At 41.6% G+C, this 16246-nt stretch carries 17 protein-coding genes and 1 pseudogene; 12 read left to right on the top strand and 6 right to left on the bottom strand.

Annotated elements, in window-relative coordinates; translation table 11 throughout:
* The first annotated feature begins 13 nt into the window (after positions 1 to 13).
* The 4 genes from ABIC84_RS24320 to ABIC84_RS24305 all read left to right on the top strand — a co-directional run bounded on the left by ABIC84_RS24320 (position 14) and on the right by ABIC84_RS24305 (position 7362).
* Positions 14 to 3937, top strand: coding sequence for a DUF6443 domain-containing protein (locus ABIC84_RS24320; protein WP_429265253.1), 3924 nt, complete (start codon positions 14 to 16; stop codon positions 3935 to 3937).
* 31 nt (positions 3938 to 3968) lie between these two features.
* Positions 3969 to 4898: a hypothetical protein gene (locus tag ABIC84_RS24315; protein ID WP_429265252.1), complete on the top strand. Its 930-nt coding sequence runs from the start codon at positions 3969 to 3971 to the stop codon at positions 4896 to 4898.
* Positions 4899 to 5296: 398 nt separating this feature from the next.
* Positions 5297 to 5650 (top strand): hypothetical protein, encoded by a 354-nt coding sequence (locus ABIC84_RS24310; protein WP_429265251.1) that lies wholly within the window; start codon positions 5297 to 5299, stop codon positions 5648 to 5650.
* A 626-nt stretch (positions 5651 to 6276) separates the two neighbouring features.
* On the top strand, positions 6277 to 7362 hold the full coding sequence (locus ABIC84_RS24305) for a hypothetical protein (protein WP_429265250.1): 1086 nt from the start codon (positions 6277 to 6279) through the stop codon (positions 7360 to 7362).
* Positions 7363 to 7790: 428 nt separating this feature from the next.
* On the opposite strand, the gene ABIC84_RS24300 is transcribed toward ABIC84_RS24305, so the two are convergent.
* From ABIC84_RS24300 to ABIC84_RS24285, 4 genes and pseudogenes are all read right to left on the bottom strand, one after another.
* Complete coding sequence (locus ABIC84_RS24300) at positions 7791 to 8066, bottom strand: hypothetical protein (RefSeq protein WP_429265249.1); 276 nt, start codon at positions 8064 to 8066, stop codon at positions 7791 to 7793.
* 12 nt (positions 8067 to 8078) lie between these two features.
* Positions 8079 to 8569 (bottom strand): annotated as a pseudogene (locus tag ABIC84_RS24295) (MauE/DoxX family redox-associated membrane protein).
* 3 nt (positions 8570 to 8572) lie between these two features.
* Positions 8573 to 8860: a lanthionine synthetase LanC family protein gene (locus ABIC84_RS24290; protein WP_429265295.1), complete on the bottom strand. Its 288-nt coding sequence runs from the start codon at positions 8858 to 8860 to the stop codon at positions 8573 to 8575.
* A complete protein-coding gene (locus tag ABIC84_RS24285) occupies positions 8857 to 9084 on the bottom strand; it encodes a hypothetical protein (RefSeq protein WP_429265248.1) in 228 nt (75 codons plus the stop codon). The genes ABIC84_RS24290 and ABIC84_RS24285 overlap by 4 nt, the downstream gene beginning before the upstream one ends.
* 156 nt (positions 9085 to 9240) lie before the next feature.
* Here ABIC84_RS24285 and ABIC84_RS24280 point away from each other — a divergent pair, with 156 nt between their 5' ends.
* From ABIC84_RS24280 to ABIC84_RS24245, 8 genes are all read left to right on the top strand, one after another.
* Entirely contained in the window at positions 9241 to 10002 is a 762-nt protein-coding gene (locus ABIC84_RS24280) for a hypothetical protein (protein WP_429265247.1), read from the top strand.
* Positions 10003 to 10175: 173 nt separating this feature from the next.
* A complete protein-coding gene (locus ABIC84_RS24275) occupies positions 10176 to 10445 on the top strand; it encodes a helix-turn-helix transcriptional regulator (protein ID WP_429265246.1) in 270 nt (89 codons plus the stop codon).
* 15 nt (positions 10446 to 10460) lie between these two features.
* Positions 10461 to 10724, top strand: coding sequence for a helix-turn-helix domain-containing protein (locus tag ABIC84_RS24270; RefSeq protein ID WP_429265245.1), 264 nt, complete (start codon positions 10461 to 10463; stop codon positions 10722 to 10724).
* Positions 10721 to 11029 (top strand): hypothetical protein, encoded by a 309-nt coding sequence (locus ABIC84_RS24265; protein ID WP_429265244.1) that lies wholly within the window; start codon positions 10721 to 10723, stop codon positions 11027 to 11029. The genes ABIC84_RS24270 and ABIC84_RS24265 overlap by 4 nt, the downstream gene beginning before the upstream one ends.
* A gap of 243 nt (positions 11030 to 11272) precedes the next feature.
* Entirely contained in the window at positions 11273 to 11650 is a 378-nt protein-coding gene (locus tag ABIC84_RS24260; protein WP_429265243.1) for a MobC family plasmid mobilization relaxosome protein, read from the top strand.
* A complete protein-coding gene (locus ABIC84_RS24255; protein WP_429265242.1) occupies positions 11640 to 12620 on the top strand; it encodes a relaxase/mobilization nuclease domain-containing protein in 981 nt (326 codons plus the stop codon). Before ABIC84_RS24260 ends, ABIC84_RS24255 begins: the two co-directional genes overlap by 11 nt.
* 43 nt (positions 12621 to 12663) lie before the next feature.
* The gene (locus ABIC84_RS24250; RefSeq protein ID WP_429265241.1) at positions 12664 to 13266 is read left to right on the top strand and encodes a hypothetical protein; all 603 of its coding nucleotides are present in this window, start codon (positions 12664 to 12666) and stop codon (positions 13264 to 13266) included.
* A 345-nt stretch (positions 13267 to 13611) separates the two neighbouring features.
* Entirely contained in the window at positions 13612 to 14604 is a 993-nt protein-coding gene (locus tag ABIC84_RS24245; RefSeq protein WP_429265240.1) for an IS110 family transposase, read from the top strand.
* A 932-nt stretch (positions 14605 to 15536) separates the two neighbouring features.
* Here the strand turns inward: ABIC84_RS24245 and ABIC84_RS24240 are convergent.
* Together ABIC84_RS24240 and ABIC84_RS24235 are read right to left on the bottom strand one after the other, a co-directional pair.
* The gene (locus ABIC84_RS24240) at positions 15537 to 15800 is read right to left on the bottom strand and encodes a hypothetical protein (protein ID WP_429265239.1); all 264 of its coding nucleotides are present in this window, start codon (positions 15798 to 15800) and stop codon (positions 15537 to 15539) included.
* Positions 15800 to 16135 carry a transcriptional regulator gene (locus ABIC84_RS24235; protein ID WP_429265238.1) on the bottom strand — a complete coding sequence of 112 codons (336 nt, stop codon included), beginning with the start codon at positions 16133 to 16135 and terminating at the stop codon, positions 15800 to 15802. The genes ABIC84_RS24240 and ABIC84_RS24235 overlap by 1 nt, the downstream gene beginning before the upstream one ends.
* Positions 16136 to 16246 lie beyond the last annotated feature (111 nt).

Raw genomic sequence — 16246 nt, 5'->3', positions numbered from 1 at the left:
AAAGCAAGAAAATATGAACAAGTTAAAATATTACAGCGGTTTTTGTTTGTTATTACTAATTGCTTTATTTAGTCGCGAAAGCTACGGACAGGGCGTAAAACAAGTTGTTGACGCAACAGTATCCAGTTACCAGGGTACATCCTATGAAGCATATCATAGTGTCATCCTCGGCCCGGGATTTACATTTACGCCAAATGGTACCCAGCCTTATTTTTATGCTTCTATTATAAGCCAGGTCCAACAGCCGGATGACCCTAACCTCATTTTGAACAACACCATACGTAGCGACATCATTAAGGTAAGCGGTATTACCAGTACAACCCAGATACAGGCTGGTGTTAACGCACAAACCCAGGTATCCTATATGGATGGTTTAGGCAGGCCAATACAGCGTATTACCCAGCAAGGCAGCCCATTGCAAAAAGACCTTGTGCAGTTTATGGTTTATGACCAGTATGGGCGGGAGCCAAAAATGTATTTGCCTTATGCCGCTTCAACCACAAGCGGTGCGGCGCAGGCCAGCCCGGTAACGGCACAGCAATCTTTTTATCAAACCTCCGGGCAACAGGTAGCTACTGATAACTCGCCATATGCTGTAACTGTTTATGATAATTCACCGCTGCAAAGGGTGCTGGAGAGCGGTGCCCCCGGTACTACATGGCAACCGGGTAGCCATACCATAAAAACACAGTTCAGGTTAAATACCACTGCCGACCAGATCATGATATGGAACAGCGCGGGGCCCACCGGCAGCTATTATGGAGAAACTCAGCTATCGGTAAATGATGTGACAGACGAAAACGGCAATCACGTTTTAAGTTTTACCGATAAGCTTGGCCAACTGGTATCCAAAAAGGTACAGTCAGGTACCTCAACCTGGCTGGAAACTGTTATCATATATGATGATATGGGGAATATCTTATACCAGGTATCACCCGAAGGGGTAAAAAGGATTTACGGCGCTTCGCCGCCCGCGTTTAATGCCGCTTTTATAAGCGCCTGGGCAACCAGCTACACTTATGACGCTAAGGGAAGGCTAACCGCGAAGCAGGCGCCGGGCGCTGCACCGGTTTATATGGTGTATGACGCCAATAACAGGCTGGTATTGATGCAGGACGGGCGGGTACGTAACGCTTATGCGACAGACAGCTGGTATTTTACCAAGTACGACGCGGCAAACCGGGTGCTCATGACAGGTCTTTACCGGTATGTTGCCCCGCCGGGGGCAAGCGGCAGCACGCACCAGCAGATCCTGCAAAATTATTTTGATGGTTTAACTTATGACAACGTTACTAATTTTGCTTTTGAAAAAAGGCAGGCAAGCACTACCTACGGTTATAGTAACCAATGTTTTCCAGCAAACACCGCTGATGCCGATGTGCTGACTGTTAATTTTTATGACGATTATGATTTTAATAACACGGGCAGCCCGGTTAACCAGTATGTAAACCCCAATCAGGCCCCATTTGCCACGGCCGCCACTTCGTTTACCAGTGGCCTGCTCACCGGAACAATGAGCCGTGTGATAAACCCTGCTGGTAATGCAGGGGGATGGATTAAACAGGCCATATTTTATGACCAGTTTGGCAACGCCATACAAAAGCAAAGTAACAACCTGGTGAACCAGGGTGCTTTGGATATTACCAGCAATGCGGTTGACGTATATGCAGGGCACATTACCCAAACCAAACAGTTTAAAGCGATAAGTGCTACCACCGTAATTAACAAGATGAGCTATGACTTGATGGACCGGATAACGCAACAGGCTGTTAATGTGAACGGAGCAGCTACCGACCAGGTGATCGCTAAATATGAGTATAATGAGCTGGGCCAGTTGAAAGACAAAAAGCTGGGCCGGTTAACCAACGGTTCCTACCTGCAAACGGTTGATTACCGTTATAACATCAGGGGGTGGTTAACCAGTATCAATAACAGTGCTTTGACGGCAGATGGCGGGGCAACCAACAACGATACCAACGACCTTTTCGGGATGAGTTTTCTATATGACCAGGCCGACGCCACAGGTTTAAGCAATACGCCAAAATACAATGGTAAAATATCGGCCGTAAAATGGAAAGCTAACGACCAGTTTTCAAGTTCCTCAAACCCGGTAAGGCAGCGCAGCTACATTTACAGTTATGATGCGGCCGACAGGCTGATGAGCGGGCAATATGCTGCTAACGGCGGCTCAGCCTGGAATGCCGAGGTAAACGGTTATAACGAAGCCGTCGGGTCTTATGATAATAACGGCAATATGATGTCGTTAACACGTAATACATTCGCTTCGGGCGGTTCGGCGTTTACCCTTATGGATAATCTTACTTATACCTATCAAAACAGTAATACCAGCAATCAGCTGGCCGCTGTTGCCGATGCATCGGGTAACACGATGGGATTTAAGGATGGCGCAAACTCGGCTGCTGAATATACCTATGACAGCAATGGCAATTTAACGGGGGATGCCAATAAAAGTGAAACAATTACCTATAACGACCTTAATAAGGTAAGCAAGGTTTCCATAGCTGGCGGCGGTTCTGTTCAATATACGTATGACGCGTCGGGTAACCGGATCCGTAAAGCGGTTTATAATTCGGCCGGAACAGTTATCAATACCTATGATTACCTGGATGGCTTTGTTTATACTACCATAGCTACCGGCACCATCGCATTAAGCTTTATTAACATGCCCGAAGGAAGGATCATGTCAAACACAACGGCCACTTCCTTTAGTTATGAATATAACATTACCGATAACCTGGGCAATACCCGCGTAAGTTTCCGGGATAACGGCAGCGGTGTGGCTGCCATAAGCCAGGAAAACGAATACTATCCGTTTGGGATGACCATGCAGGGTATTGTGGTGAGGACCGCCCAAGCTACAACTGCCAATAAACAACTGTTTAACGGCGGCTCAGAATTGCAGGACGACCTGGGCTTTGAAAACAGCTATAGCACCCCTTACCGGGAGTACGATCCGCAACTGGGCAGGTTTAACGCCATTGACCCAATGGTCGATCAATATGCAGGATGGACACCTTATAACTTCGCTTTTAATGACCCGGTTGGGCTGAATGACCCGACGGGCGATGATCCTTATGTAAATCCAAATGCAAATCCGATAAGGGGAGCGCCGAGTATGGAAGAGCTTATCAGGGAATCATTAAGACGGAACAATCCAACCATTAACTTTGATGATATTAACACGCCATCCTTTCTTGATGATAACCCGGCTATGCGTCAAAATTATCTGTATGCATTGGCATTGATGAATTATGATCCTTCGAAAGCCACCGACAGCGAAAACAGATGGATGACTCTTTTGGGGACGCCTGGTTTTTTTACAAACCCGGCGACGTTCGTGGCTGTATTAAATTTGCCACATGATTCTAAAGGGATATATTTTTGGAAAGACGACAATAGATGGGATGGAACTGAAGTTCAGGTACGATCTGTAAAAATATATGTTGCAAGAAATAATAATAATAATAATAGCAATAATAATTTGGGTGGGAGCAATAATGAAGCGGCAATTGCCAGAACCTTTTTAACCGGACAGATGCAAACATTACCTTATTCTATGAGTAACAAAGAAGGGACTATTGACTGTTCAAGATGTACATTGCAGATTGCGGCCAAGGCCGGGTACACTATTCCAAGAGTTGCTTATGATCAAGCAAAATGGTATCAAGAACATGGTTACTGGTCAAAAAATCTTTCTGATGCCAAACCTGGTGATCATATGTTTTGGTTAAGAGCAGTAGGTGCATATCATACAGGAGTTATTTCCAGGATATCATCATCAGGCACAATTTTCGTTGTGCAAGCAAATGTTAATAATGGTAATATTCCGTCTATACACGAATTTAGGGTTCAACCCAACGGAGAAATGAACGGTTTTGATCAACAATTTGTTGGTTTGGGTAGATATACTCCATAGAAATATCTTTGAAAAAGAAATAACTTGCATTATGAAAAATAATAGAATACCTTTTTTGTCAACTATTGTAGCATTTTTTTTGCTTTCATTCACATCTCACGATACATGTAGGAATCTAACTCAGGTTAATGGAGACGATATACAGAAAGTAATAGAAATTGATATTAAAGAAAACCCCTTAACTGCAGGGATGTCAATTTACTCTTCTGATGTTTTAAACGATACCTTGTATACAGTTAATAGAGGTAGTTTCCTGGCAATAAGTTTGAAAAGCGGGAAGATTTATAAAAATTTAAAGATTAGTAAATTTCTCGATGAGAAGGTTAAATTACGCAAATACGTTAATAATATCAAAGTACGTCCGGACGGGTATTATTTAAGCTGCATTAATGACCTGTATTTTTTCAATCGTTCGGGAACGATGAAAAAAATATCCGACAACAATGGCGATTTGATCCTGGACTTTAATGTCATAGGAGAAAAGATTATTATCGCATCCAGAGGAGATAAAATAAAACTGATTAACAAAGACGGTAACCCTGTTTCGTCGGTCTCACTTGAAATGGCTGATGATGGCCACGTGCCTTCTTATGATGGTTTGTGTTATGATAGTGGGGATAATATTTACCAATTAAGTATCAATAAAACGAATAAAATTGTTACAACAAAATATGCAGAACCTGCATTACCAAAAGAAATAAAGAGTGTGACACTTGCATTTAACAGTGATAAATATTTTATAGGCTTCTCTTATCGCCAACGTAACAGTTTGTTCGTCATTAGCAAAGGCATTACTAGAAGTCCAGTTGTTAAACAAATCAGCCTGGGTCAAAACTATTTCGACAAAAAAGAACTTCCGGATGAGGGAATGCCTAATTTTAAAATTGTAAACAATAATGGTGTTAATTATTTGATCTTGATTTATAATAAAAAATTAATTGTGTTTGTTTTTAAACTATAGCTTTTGTCGTTCTAAAGGAAGGCAGGAATGAAGCTGCAATTGCCAAGTTAGTATGTGCGCGTAGGCATTTTTCGTGCTTAGAAAAAGCTAAAACACACCTGACGGCGAATATGATCCGCAGTTGGGCTGGTTTAATGCTATTGACCCAATGGCGGATCAGCGGTCGGGATGGATACCTCATAACTTTGCTTTTAATGACCGGTTGGACTGAATGATCCTATGGTGACGATCCTTACGTAAATCCGAATTGTAAATTCAATGCGATGGCGCTTAGAATGGAAGAATCTAACAGAAATATGAAATCCATAATTTGTCTTTTTATTATCTGTATAATAACCTTGTTTAACAGCAGGTGCGCTCATGCCCAAAATGATATTAGAAATAAGCAACCCGAAATCATGTTAAATGAGTTTTATACTGCTCGTAGCACCATGAAACTAACTGTTAGGGATCATCACCGGTTAGATTCACTACAAAGTAAATATTGTACAGTAAAATTCAGAAATGAATTAAAAGCGGATTTTCAAGCAGATGGATTAGACCATGATCTCTTGACGATGGATAATGGTATCGACGCCGAATCTTTAAAAACTATTTCTGTTAAAAAAGATCCAACGAAGGTTAATGATTATCTCGTTTCATATATCGTCTCCGACTCAGATCCGTCAAATAAGCTAATCAAGAAAAAAGTTACTATTCGTTTGACAGTCGTGAATGAAAAGGGGTATTTTAAAATTGATTCTGTCAAGTAATTGGAATATTGGGAGATTTTAATAGTGGAGCTCATGGCATTGTCCTCCTCGCATGTATTGTTATCTAGTCGTTTTGAACTTGTTTTTAAATTCCGGCTACCGTACCCGTCCTCTATTGTCTTCGGCTTTGGCAGGGGGCAAACACTACCGTAGCCCACGCCGGTGCGTGCGTTCCTTTTTTTAAGAGTAGTTACAGTGCCCCTTAGCGCGAATACGATCTGCAACTGGAAAGGTTTAACGCCATTGATCCGGCCATTGATAAATATGCCGGTTGGACACCTTATAATTTCGCGTTTAACGATCCTTTGTGTGGGCGGGTGGGGGGGCTCGCAAGATTTATCCACAAGTGTTATATAATATAATTAATTACGAAGAAGCGTTGTTTGAACCCATAAATAATTATATTTGGAGTGCCTAACTTTTATCATATGATTCTTTATCTCCATCGTAATATTTCGTCATTACGGCCTTGTCGAGGTCTGCAATTGTATTTATATCTGATAAAATTTCATTAGATAGTATTGGGATGAAATCAGAAGTTGAACAAAAAAGCAATTGCTGAAGTCACTTCAAAAGAGAATAAGTCAACTCAAAAAACCTACTCACAATAAATAAACCATATAAAAATGAAAAAAAGTTTATTAATACTCGCAGTATTACTCGCTTCATCCGTTGCAGCTAATGCACAATGGACTACAACCGGAACTGTAACTTCAACAACGAATACAGTAGGTGTCGGTACTACCCTTCCAAAAACCAATGTTCATATTGTTTCCTCCGGGACAGATCTGGACGCCGGAAACGCATACGGTTTCGCAAGCGGTGGCGGGTTATTGATCCAAGCCAATACAGGTGGCCGTACCCTTACAACCGGAGCACAACTGGAGTTTGCAATACCAGCCAATTCAGATGGCACAAATATATGGGGACAGGCCCGTATCGTTACCGTAGCGGGCAATAGCAATACCTCAAATGCAACCGGAAAAATGATCATCGGTACCAGAAGATCGTTCAATAAGTTAGGTACAGGAAATCAATGGTATTACGGGAATGATTTAACCATTGACGGAACGGGAAATATCGGGATTAATACAATTACCCCATCATCTCAATTGTCGCTTGGAATAGCCACCGGTAATAAAAAGTTATTTATTTATGATAGTGGCACCGAGGCAAGTGGTTTTGGACAGGCGTATTCAGAATTCAGAATATTTGGCACTACCTCAGGCACTAATCATATCAGCTTCGGAAAATATGATCTGGCAAGCGACGCGTTTACCGAACAGATGAGAGTGGACAACTCAGGTAATTTAAGTATAGGAACCACCGATTCAAAAAGCTATAAGCTTGCCGTTAACGGCAGCGCCATTGCCACTTCTATGACCGTGAAGCTACAAGCCAACTGGCCCGATTATGTGTTCAAAAAAGATTACCAACTCCCATCCCTAACGGATGTAAAAACATACATCGACCAAAACCAGCATTTACCGGATATGCCATCTGAAAAAGAGGTTGCCAAAGATGGTCTGAACCTGGGCGAGATGAACAAGCTACTGGTAAAAAAGGTGGAGGAGCTGACTTTATATTTGATTGAGAAGGATAAAAAGGAAAAAGAGCAGGAGGCGATAAATCAAGAATTAAAAAATAAATTGAAAAAACTTGAGGAGAATTTGAATAAACTAATCCAAAATTCAGACAGGACAACCAATTAATTATTGAAATTACACTACAAGTAACGAATATACAACCAAATCTATATCCTGTGACGATGAATAAATACTTATTAAGGCTACGCATCCGTCTTTGCGCGACGCTAAATGGAAGGTCGACTGAAAAAACATTTTGATTGACCTCTTTTTACCAATTTCATTTACATTCTTAATTATTTGATTCTGATAACGAGAGGTGGTCAATCAATAGGTGCATTGGCAATCTCCACTGTCAACCTCAAAAGGAGCATCAATTGATCGGCTAAAGCCCTTGAAAAAGGCAGATCCGCCCTTTCACCAGAGCTCACCTCACTAAAATAATACAACAAAAAACGACCAAGGATAAGTAACCTTTTCCTCGGTCGTTCTAAGTGTTCTTCAGTATTGAACTACTTTTTCAGTGGCCTCGGATTACCCGACAGGTGTTTTTGTTACTTGGTTTTGTAAACGAAGTTGGTCGGCGTATGACCGGCCGGAACCTTGTTGTCAGTTGGAGCGACATTGGTAGAGATCTTGCAGATCTCATTGGATTGTGGTAAGCATGTTGCGGTGCTCGGGTTCGGAACGGTTTGCGTCCAATGGAAGTTGCTGCCGGTGGTCTGCCTGGCGTAATAAGTGGTCGCGTTTGATTTAGGGCTGAAGGCAAAAGCCCTGCCTACACCTGAAGGGGCTGCTACGGACATCAGGGTCACTTCCATCTTTTTCATGTTTCTTGATATTTAGTGATTTTCAGGGGGTTTTGCCACAGGACCCGTGTTAACTTGATTTCGCGCACGAGAAATATTTTTTTGTATCTGCTTGTGTGTCTTACGGTAATAGCTCAAGCTTATTCCCGCCAGGAACGCAAATAACATATTAAGCCTAAAATGCTGGCCCCAGCCTAATGATTTAATTATGCCGCCACAGACACATGGTGCTTTTGGAAACAGGTGGAGCAGGACGGCACCGACATAAATGGTAAACACACCCATCATTACAAAGTATGCATACAGGCCTGCAACACGCTTTTATCGCTAACCAGTAAACCCGCGATGATAGTCTCGGCACTAGGTAATAGATAGATCAAGGTTGCTGTCAGCCAGCCGGGCGTGTGCTGAAACCGCATGGAGATCTCGAAATTTTGAAGATCCAGTATTTTGCTGAAGCCGGTGTACAGGAACAGCAGTACCAGAACCCCGGTAATGATCTCGTATATCAATTCTTTTTTCATGGTTTATTTGATGAGGTGGAAAAGAAAGCTGATTTCATTTGGGTAAGCAAAACGTAACAGGAAATGTAATACACCTGCATTTCCTGACCGGAAACCTGATGTGGGTTCGATCTGAGTGTCGTCAAGCCAGCAACTATGGCTTCCATCGCGGTAACAATTATGGTGCAAGACGCCCTGTACCGCGCTTACCCTACTATACCATTCTTTGTCTCTGAAAACATGGTATGCTTCGAGGTAAACTTCACCAAGGCCGGCGAGGCCGTTGCCAAACGAACAATAATTACTCGTTATTTCAATGGGATGGGAACAAGAACTTCTGATGCGATCAGTTTGTATTGCTGGTTACCCAGCACGGCATATGCTTTGATAAATGTCAGCGCAACTCCTAAAAACCCGTGTTCGACCCGGTGACCAATAATATTGTTTTCCGAGCTGACCGGCCACATTAGCCGGCCGTTTTCTGACAGGCGTTGTTTCGTCAGCCAGGTCAAGCCTGCGTAAATCTGTTTGCCCAATTTTTCTGAACTGTATTTTGCATAATAACTGAGCCAAAACTATCGCTCTCAATAACCGGTTTTCAATTTTGCTACACATAGGTGCATAAAGGCTATGTTTTCATCTGCCTTTTTCCCAAACTCAGAAACGCTTATTTTTGAGTAATATATCCATCTATGAGCGTAACATATTTTAAACCGCGTGACCGTTTCGATTTTTCAAAGGATGTACTGGATGTCGGGAATCCGCTGCGTTGGGACCGGTCACATTTTTTAAAGCACTTTTTTAAAAGAGTTTTCGCTATTCCAGAAGACCGCATAGAAGAATTTTACCAACGCCACCTGGCCTATTATTTATCTCGACATTCCGATGGTACAGAGGAGATCTTCTTTAAATATTTCTGGTCGCTCATTGAAAGGCAATTGAAAGTGTTGTTAGGCAAGGATGTTTATGACAAAAACCATTTACGGAATGAGCAGGAAATATTACGATTGCAAAAGTTTACGGCAATGTTGATCTCGCTTGACCGTTGGAATGTACACAAATCAAATGATGCGGTAATAGCGCAGCAGGAGTCAGAGATATTAGCACTTAAACAAGAGGTAACTAAATTGAAAGCCGATCTCAGAAAAGCTACAGCGTTTGAAACCGAAGGTTATATCAATATTCCGGAAGGCTACCGAAATGCCGTTTTGCACCTGCATTTGCAAATGCAGGAACTCAAAACTCCTGAAGGGAAAGAATTGATGTTTTCTCAGACGCAGAGTGTTTGGATGAAAATGATCTGCAAATATTTCCGTGAAGGAGACAAGGAGATCAACTACGAAACCATACGCCGTTATTTTCCAGGTGACAAGCGCGATCCGGGAGATAAACACGCCGATATTCCTGCAAAAGCAAAGCTATTTACGATCAATACTACGAAAAAGAAGAGTTAGCTTTTTCTTTTGCCGGCAAAGTAATTAGCTATTCGCCAATATAGCAGCAATCTGTTAACCAGCTTCTTATAAGCTTCTGTAGCTTTCTCCAAACATCTCCATTTTAACCATGCAGTTCTGCATGGTCAAGAAATCTATTCTGTATAACACACATTTGCTTCAAAACAAATGCTATGCAGATAATCGATCACGAAGCTCTTAGCCTGTGCATACGCCAGGCAGTGAGGGCAGAACTACAGGAACATTTTAAAACAGGGGGCAGCCAGCTACCCAACTCAGAAAAACTTTTATCCAAGCAGGAACTTGCTGCCGAACTCGGGGTGTCTCTCGTTACGCTTACCGACTGGATGAAAAAAGGCTTACCCTATTTACGCCTGCATAAAAGGGTGTACTTCAGAAAAAGTGAGGTATTGAATGTCATGCAACAAACCATTAGCAATTAAAACAAGGAGGAACAGATGAATGTGGAACTGATCACCAAAGGAGATTTACTGGAATTTAAAAGCGACCTGCTGAATGAGATTAAAAGAATCATACAGCCTGGGCACAGCAGTACAAAGAAATGGTTGAAAAGCGTAGAGGTTAGAAAACTGTTGGGCATATCGCCCGGCACACTTCAAAACTTGCGGATCAATGGCACGCTGCGGTTTACCAAAGTAGGCAGCATCATGTACTACAAACTGGAAGATATCAACAAGATCCTGGAAGGAGAAGGCAAATGAAGTTGCAAAAGGAAATTGTTGAAGAACTGGCGGGGTTTGCAAGTCTGCTTAAACGGATGGAAAAGGATAGCCGGTTGCTGCCAACCCATCTTAGCTTGTTTACCGGCTTATTCGTATGCTGGCACCAGAACAATTTTGTCAGCCCGTTTAGTGTGACCCGGAAAACGCTCATGGCGTTTTCCAAAGTCGCGTCTATCGCCACTTATCATAAGTGTATCAGGGAGTTGGATGAGTATGGTTATATCCGGTATCAGCCGTCCTATCATCCTAAGCAGGGCAGCCTGGTTTACTGGCTGGAAGCATAAACAGTAGAAAAAAAGATGGTGTCTAAATCCGCGCAAAACTTCGTTTTGCGAAATTGGAGTTGCATACCGCAAGCAGTATGCAGCGCTTATACAGATAGTGGGATATATGGCGGACAAATCTACGACCCGAAGGGAGCGAGTTAATGTTTTTGCTTCACAAAAACCCGGATACACCCCGCCGGGGTGATCCGGTAACTCGCTCCCGTTGGTCGGTTTGGAAGAAGTTTTAAGAAAGTGATTTTTATGACAGGATCAACCGAAAAAGACAAATTACAGAAAAAGCGGTTGCCCGGCAGGCCGAAGAAAACGGTCAGCCGGAGCGATTTTCTAATGGTGCGGTTAACACCGACGGAACGTGTCCTGATCGATGGGCGGGCAAAGAAAGCAGGCTTAAGATCGAGCGAATGGTTTCGAAGGGCTGCCAAAAGTGCCAAAGTTTTCCCGCGTTTTACGGTAGAGGAAACCGATTGGTTCAGGATGCTGGCGGGGGTTGCCAATAACCTTAACCAACTGACACACCTTGCCCATGTGGCCGGGCTTTTTTCACTTGCCTTAAAATGCCAGGCTTTGCTTAAACAAATTGAAGAAATATTAACGAATATCAGCAGCCATGATAGGTAAACCAATTACCGGTCGAAGCTTTGGCGGCTGTGTCCGTTATGTGGTGAATAAGCAGGATGCAAAGATCATTGCGGCCGAAGGTGTGCGGATGCAGAATGCAAGTACAATCACACATGATTTTAATCTGCAACGAAAGATGCGGCCGGAATTAGGTAAAGCTGTAGGACACCTGGTTTTAAGTTGGAGCAGGGAAGATCTGTCTAAGCTAAGTGATCAAATTATGGTAGAGCGTGCAAAAGAATATATGGATAAAGTAGGTATCCGTAATACGCAGTTTGTTATCGTCCGTCACCATGACAGGGAACACCCGCATTTACATGTGATCTATAACAGGGTAGACAATAACGGAAATACCATTACCGATAAAAACAATTTTGCGAAGAATGTCAAAGCCTGCAAAGAGATCACGCTAAAGTATGGATATCATTTAGGAGAAGGCAAGGAACAGGTGAACAGGCATGCCTTAAAAGGGAACGAGAAAATCCGGTATGAGCTTTTTGATACCATTAAAGCCGCGCTTAAAAAATCAGGTGACTGGAAACAACTGGAAGCGAATCTACAAAAGCAGGGTATTGGTATCACTTATAAATATCGGAGCAGTAGTAATGATGTGCAGGGCATCTCTTTCGAAAAGGGTGATATCAAAATGAAAGGCTCTGCCATTGACAGGAGTCTGAGTTATGCCCGGATTAACACGCAGCTTAACCACAATCGCCAGATGCAACAGCAGCAAGAAATAAGAAAAACAGATTCGCCTTCATTAGCCGATCAGTTAAAGGAGGCGATCAGACAGCATGGCCAGGCTGATCAGGTACACCTTCCAACTGGCGGTAAAGGCATCTTAGAAACCTTGCTGGAACCGCAGTTTGTTGCCGGGCCGCCTGACCCGATGGGAGATGCGGATATAGCTAAAAGGAAGAGAAAGAAACATGAAGCGGAGCATTCTCAGTCACAAGGGATAAGCAGGTAGCGTGATAACAAAAAAGATTATTTAATTATTAAAACTAAGTTTTATGCAACAGGAAGAACTGGAAGAAAAGGTAACGATGTTGGAAGAACTGATACAGGGGTTCATTCAAAGGATAACCATAGTAGAAACCGAAATGCCGGAATTTTTAAAGGCATTTTTACAGCAATACAAAGGAACATTAGACGGGATAGCAGTCAGGATTGAAACAGCTAATAAACGTTATGATGATAAAAAGATCCAGCAGCAAATAGATGAATTGAAAGATGTGGTTTCGAGAGTACCAAAAGTGATCGGTGTCAAAAATAGCCATCATTTCGGGGCTTGGTCAAAAAGCCTGATTATCGGGGTGGTGGTAGCTTTTGTTGTTACAGCCGGATCATTTGGAACTGCTTTATATTTAAATCATCAAAATGACCGGCTAAATGAGGAAGCTTATAATTTTTGGCTGGTGAGGGCGATGTATCCTAAAACGGCCGAAACAATTATTACGGAATTAAAGGATAATCCGAGTGCTTTTATTGCCGAGGCTGAAAAGGCAATGGAGAAACAACAGGCAATTGCTGCCGCTAAAGCTATCGCCGACAAGGCAGACAAGGATCAGAAAACGGCGAGGGATAACCTGAACAAAGTAAGATCAGCTAAATGAGTAACCTTTAGCTTGTTTCATTTTTAGATAGGAAGGGATGGCCATGCGACTGCGGCAGGCGGCTCCATTGCACCACGCGCTTCCTTTGTTCTAACTAATGTAAGTAATATGATTATAGTTATTGTTTGAATGGGGGGTGCAGGGGGGTGTTAAAAACTATAATGTTTGTGGATAACGTTAAATGAAAGTCAGGGGTGAACTTGACGCGCTCATAGTTTTTGAGAATTTAGGAGCGTATTAGTTCCCTGGCTTTTATGATTGCCCAAGGCCCAGCTAGAATAATTTCTTTGTAACATCAAAGGTGATTGGCAAATGGCAATTCTTTAACATCATAATCATACGAGTATGGAAACTTACAATGTTATTTTAGGTGTTGACGTGTCAAAACTTACACTCGACATTAGTTGCGCAGAACGCCGATTGCACATTAAAATCGAAAACCGTAGCAAAGGCTTTTTTGAGTTTAAAAGATGGTGTAAAACAAATGGTATCAATCTATGTGAAACGATGATAATTATGGAGCACACCGGTGGCTACGAATATCGGTTCATACAATTCTGCGAAACTATCCCCATTGCTTATTGTCGAATACCCGGTTTAGAAATCAAAAAATCGATTGGTATGACCAGGGGAAAAAATGATATAATCGACTCTTTCCGCATTGGGCAATATGGTGAAGAGAAGATAAAACGTCTTACGCCTGATAAACCATTAGATCATAACATATTGATAATTAAACAGCTGTTATCATTCAGAAAAAGGCTTGTTCGGGAAAATGCGGGAATGACTGCTACACTAAAGGAGCGAAAATATGCATTTGAGGTAGGTAATAATGATACTGTAATTAAGATAGCTCGTGAAAAGATAAAGTCCAATGAACGGCATATCTTTAAAATTGAATACGAAATAATGGGACTTATCAAAGCTAATTCTTTACTGTTACAGAATTATAGAATACTTGTAAGCATAAAAGGGATTGGTCCAATAAATGCCTGGATGACATTAGCTTATACCGAGAACTTTACCAGCTTTATTAACGGAAGAAAATATGCTGTTTATGTTGGAGTGATTCCGTTTGATAATAGTTCAGGAACAAGTATTAAAGGAAAAAAACGAATTAGCTATTTAGCACATAAGGAGTTAAAACAAGAGCTTAATCAAGCGGCAAAAGTGGCTATCGCTTATGATCCCGAAATCAAGAGTTATGCAGAACGAAAACTTAAAACGAAGAATTATAAGGTGGTCCTGAACAATGTGAAATTTAAATTGATTCTACGGATGTTTTCATTAGTAAAAAGGGGTGAAATGTATGTAGAAAATTACAAGAAGGCAAGTTAAACCATTTATATTGAAGTATATGCAATATTTTAATTGGATAAAGAAAGCATAGTAAGCCCAAACCACGAAGCCATATAAATTATAAAAATCGTAAAATCAGCAAAGGAGACCTTTTTGTTTTCAAACAAATCAGGGCCTCCTCCTTTTGCAGGTGCAACAAACTCCCGATGTTGTATCTTCAAACTGACATATCTTAGTAATTGAAAGAGTAATAGCAATATTATAGTATTGACTAATCCAGTCGATGGATTTCCCCGGACCATTTGCGGTCCAGGATACCTTTTGAAAATTAAATAAAGAAACAGGTGTACTATACTGAAACCAAACCAAATTAGATATGAACTAAAATTTCTCAATGACACATAGAGGAAAAAATATAAGAGCAACTGTGTCAATACAATATACATTATGATTGTGATCTGCTTGGTCTCGGGGTTACTAAAAAAATATGTAAAAGCTACACCAAACGTGGCTACAGCATAGAAAACCATGCTAGCAATTTCCCACTGTTTAAGATCCTCGTAGTAAATAAATGGTTTTTTACTTTTGATTTTTTTCATTTAGTGATAGGTCGAATAGCAAAACTATCAATTCACATTAATAGTTTTCAAAGAATGTTTTTCACAATTTATTTGGAATTGTGAAAGACCTAGAATACGCTCCGGGTTCCATTACGCCGCCAGCCTTGCCGCTGCGCGTGCAGGAGTGTATTCGTTCCTCATACATACCTGCCTGTCCCGCCCGCTGAATATTAATTAGTCACAGCACCGCAGTCACAAAGTTAGCTACGCAGGAAAACAGTCAAGGCTATATAAACCGGCTATCGCCGGGCCTTGACAGTTTTCCTGCTAACAGCTCCCGTTGTTTAAGCGGTGATATGACTGGATGCGTTCGTGATTAAATGGCCAGTCGGCTAAAATGTATAGGTGGATTTAATTCTGGAAGTATCTGTTATAGATGTCGATAACTGCTTTCTTAAGTTCAATAGGTAAGTCCCGTTGCATTTTCCAAATGAGTTTGGCCGTATTATTACCACCGGAATCGGATTGAATAACATCAAACAGATCAAAAACGGCTGCAATCTTATGAAGTTCGAAGTACGGTTTAAATCGCTGATCTATAGCCGCAAATTCTTTATCGTTGATAAATGCAAATACCCTATCCTGGTAATTGTTTTCACCAGCATACTCTTCCATTAACCTTTGCTCTTTAAAATTTCAACTTTTTCACGTTCACTCTGTAGGAGGCGCTCATAAAGCTTTTTATTTTCTTCGATGACTTCAAGCCATTTATCTATTGGGTTAAAAGTGCAATAATTTGCATGAAAAGTACCATTGCTATTACTGAAACTGTTGTCATTAAAAGTGTTGAAATATGTCACAGCTGCCTGCTCATCAAAATTTTTGATGGCTTCTTCGGGCACTTTTAAAGCATTAGCGACCTTCGATAACAGTTCCGGTTCAATAACTTCTTTAGATTCCAAAAGAGATATTCTCTTTTGACTCCAATCATCACCCAATTCTATAGCCAATGCTTCCTGCTTTAATCGTAGGATGAGCCCCCGGCGCCTTGTTTTATTACTAAAGTAGGTTTCCGAGAGCTTTCCTCCAAACCGTACGTGCACCTCTCAGCGCATACGGCT

Origin of the sequence: Mucilaginibacter sp. 3215 (assembly GCF_050433785.1) — a bacterium.
Taxonomy (GTDB): Bacteria; Bacteroidota; Bacteroidia; order Sphingobacteriales; family Sphingobacteriaceae; genus Mucilaginibacter.
The sequence above is the reverse complement of the archived record's forward strand: the minus strand, read 5'-3'. Positions and strand labels throughout refer to the sequence as shown.

Excerpts from the sequence above, each read along its gene's own strand:
- ABIC84_RS24300 (WP_429265249.1), bottom strand. The coding sequence starts at position 8,066 with ATGAAAAAGATGGAAGTGACCCTGATGTCCGTAGCAGCCCCTTCAGGT.
- ABIC84_RS24265 (WP_429265244.1), top strand. The coding sequence starts at position 10,721 with ATGAAGTTGCAAAAGGAAATTGTTGAAGAACTGGCGGGGTTTGCAAGT.
- ABIC84_RS24260 (WP_429265243.1), top strand. The coding sequence starts at position 11,273 with ATGACAGGATCAACCGAAAAAGACAAATTACAGAAAAAGCGGTTGCCC.
- ABIC84_RS24245 (WP_429265240.1), top strand. The coding sequence starts at position 13,612 with ATGGAAACTTACAATGTTATTTTAGGTGTTGACGTGTCAAAACTTACA.
- ABIC84_RS24305 (WP_429265250.1), top strand. The coding sequence starts at position 6,277 with ATGAAAAAAAGTTTATTAATACTCGCAGTATTACTCGCTTCATCCGTT.
- ABIC84_RS24320 (WP_429265253.1), top strand. The coding sequence starts at position 14 with ATGAACAAGTTAAAATATTACAGCGGTTTTTGTTTGTTATTACTAATT.
- ABIC84_RS24240 (WP_429265239.1), bottom strand. The coding sequence starts at position 15,800 with ATGGAAGAGTATGCTGGTGAAAACAATTACCAGGATAGGGTATTTGCA.
- ABIC84_RS24280 (WP_429265247.1), top strand. The coding sequence starts at position 9,241 with ATGAGCGTAACATATTTTAAACCGCGTGACCGTTTCGATTTTTCAAAG.
- ABIC84_RS24255 (WP_429265242.1), top strand. The coding sequence starts at position 11,640 with ATGATAGGTAAACCAATTACCGGTCGAAGCTTTGGCGGCTGTGTCCGT.
- ABIC84_RS24310 (WP_429265251.1), top strand. The coding sequence starts at position 5,297 with ATGTTAAATGAGTTTTATACTGCTCGTAGCACCATGAAACTAACTGTT.
- ABIC84_RS24270 (WP_429265245.1), top strand. The coding sequence starts at position 10,461 with ATGAATGTGGAACTGATCACCAAAGGAGATTTACTGGAATTTAAAAGC.
- ABIC84_RS24250 (WP_429265241.1), top strand. The coding sequence starts at position 12,664 with ATGCAACAGGAAGAACTGGAAGAAAAGGTAACGATGTTGGAAGAACTG.
- ABIC84_RS24315 (WP_429265252.1), top strand. The coding sequence starts at position 3,969 with ATGAAAAATAATAGAATACCTTTTTTGTCAACTATTGTAGCATTTTTT.
- ABIC84_RS24275 (WP_429265246.1), top strand. The coding sequence starts at position 10,176 with ATGCAGATAATCGATCACGAAGCTCTTAGCCTGTGCATACGCCAGGCA.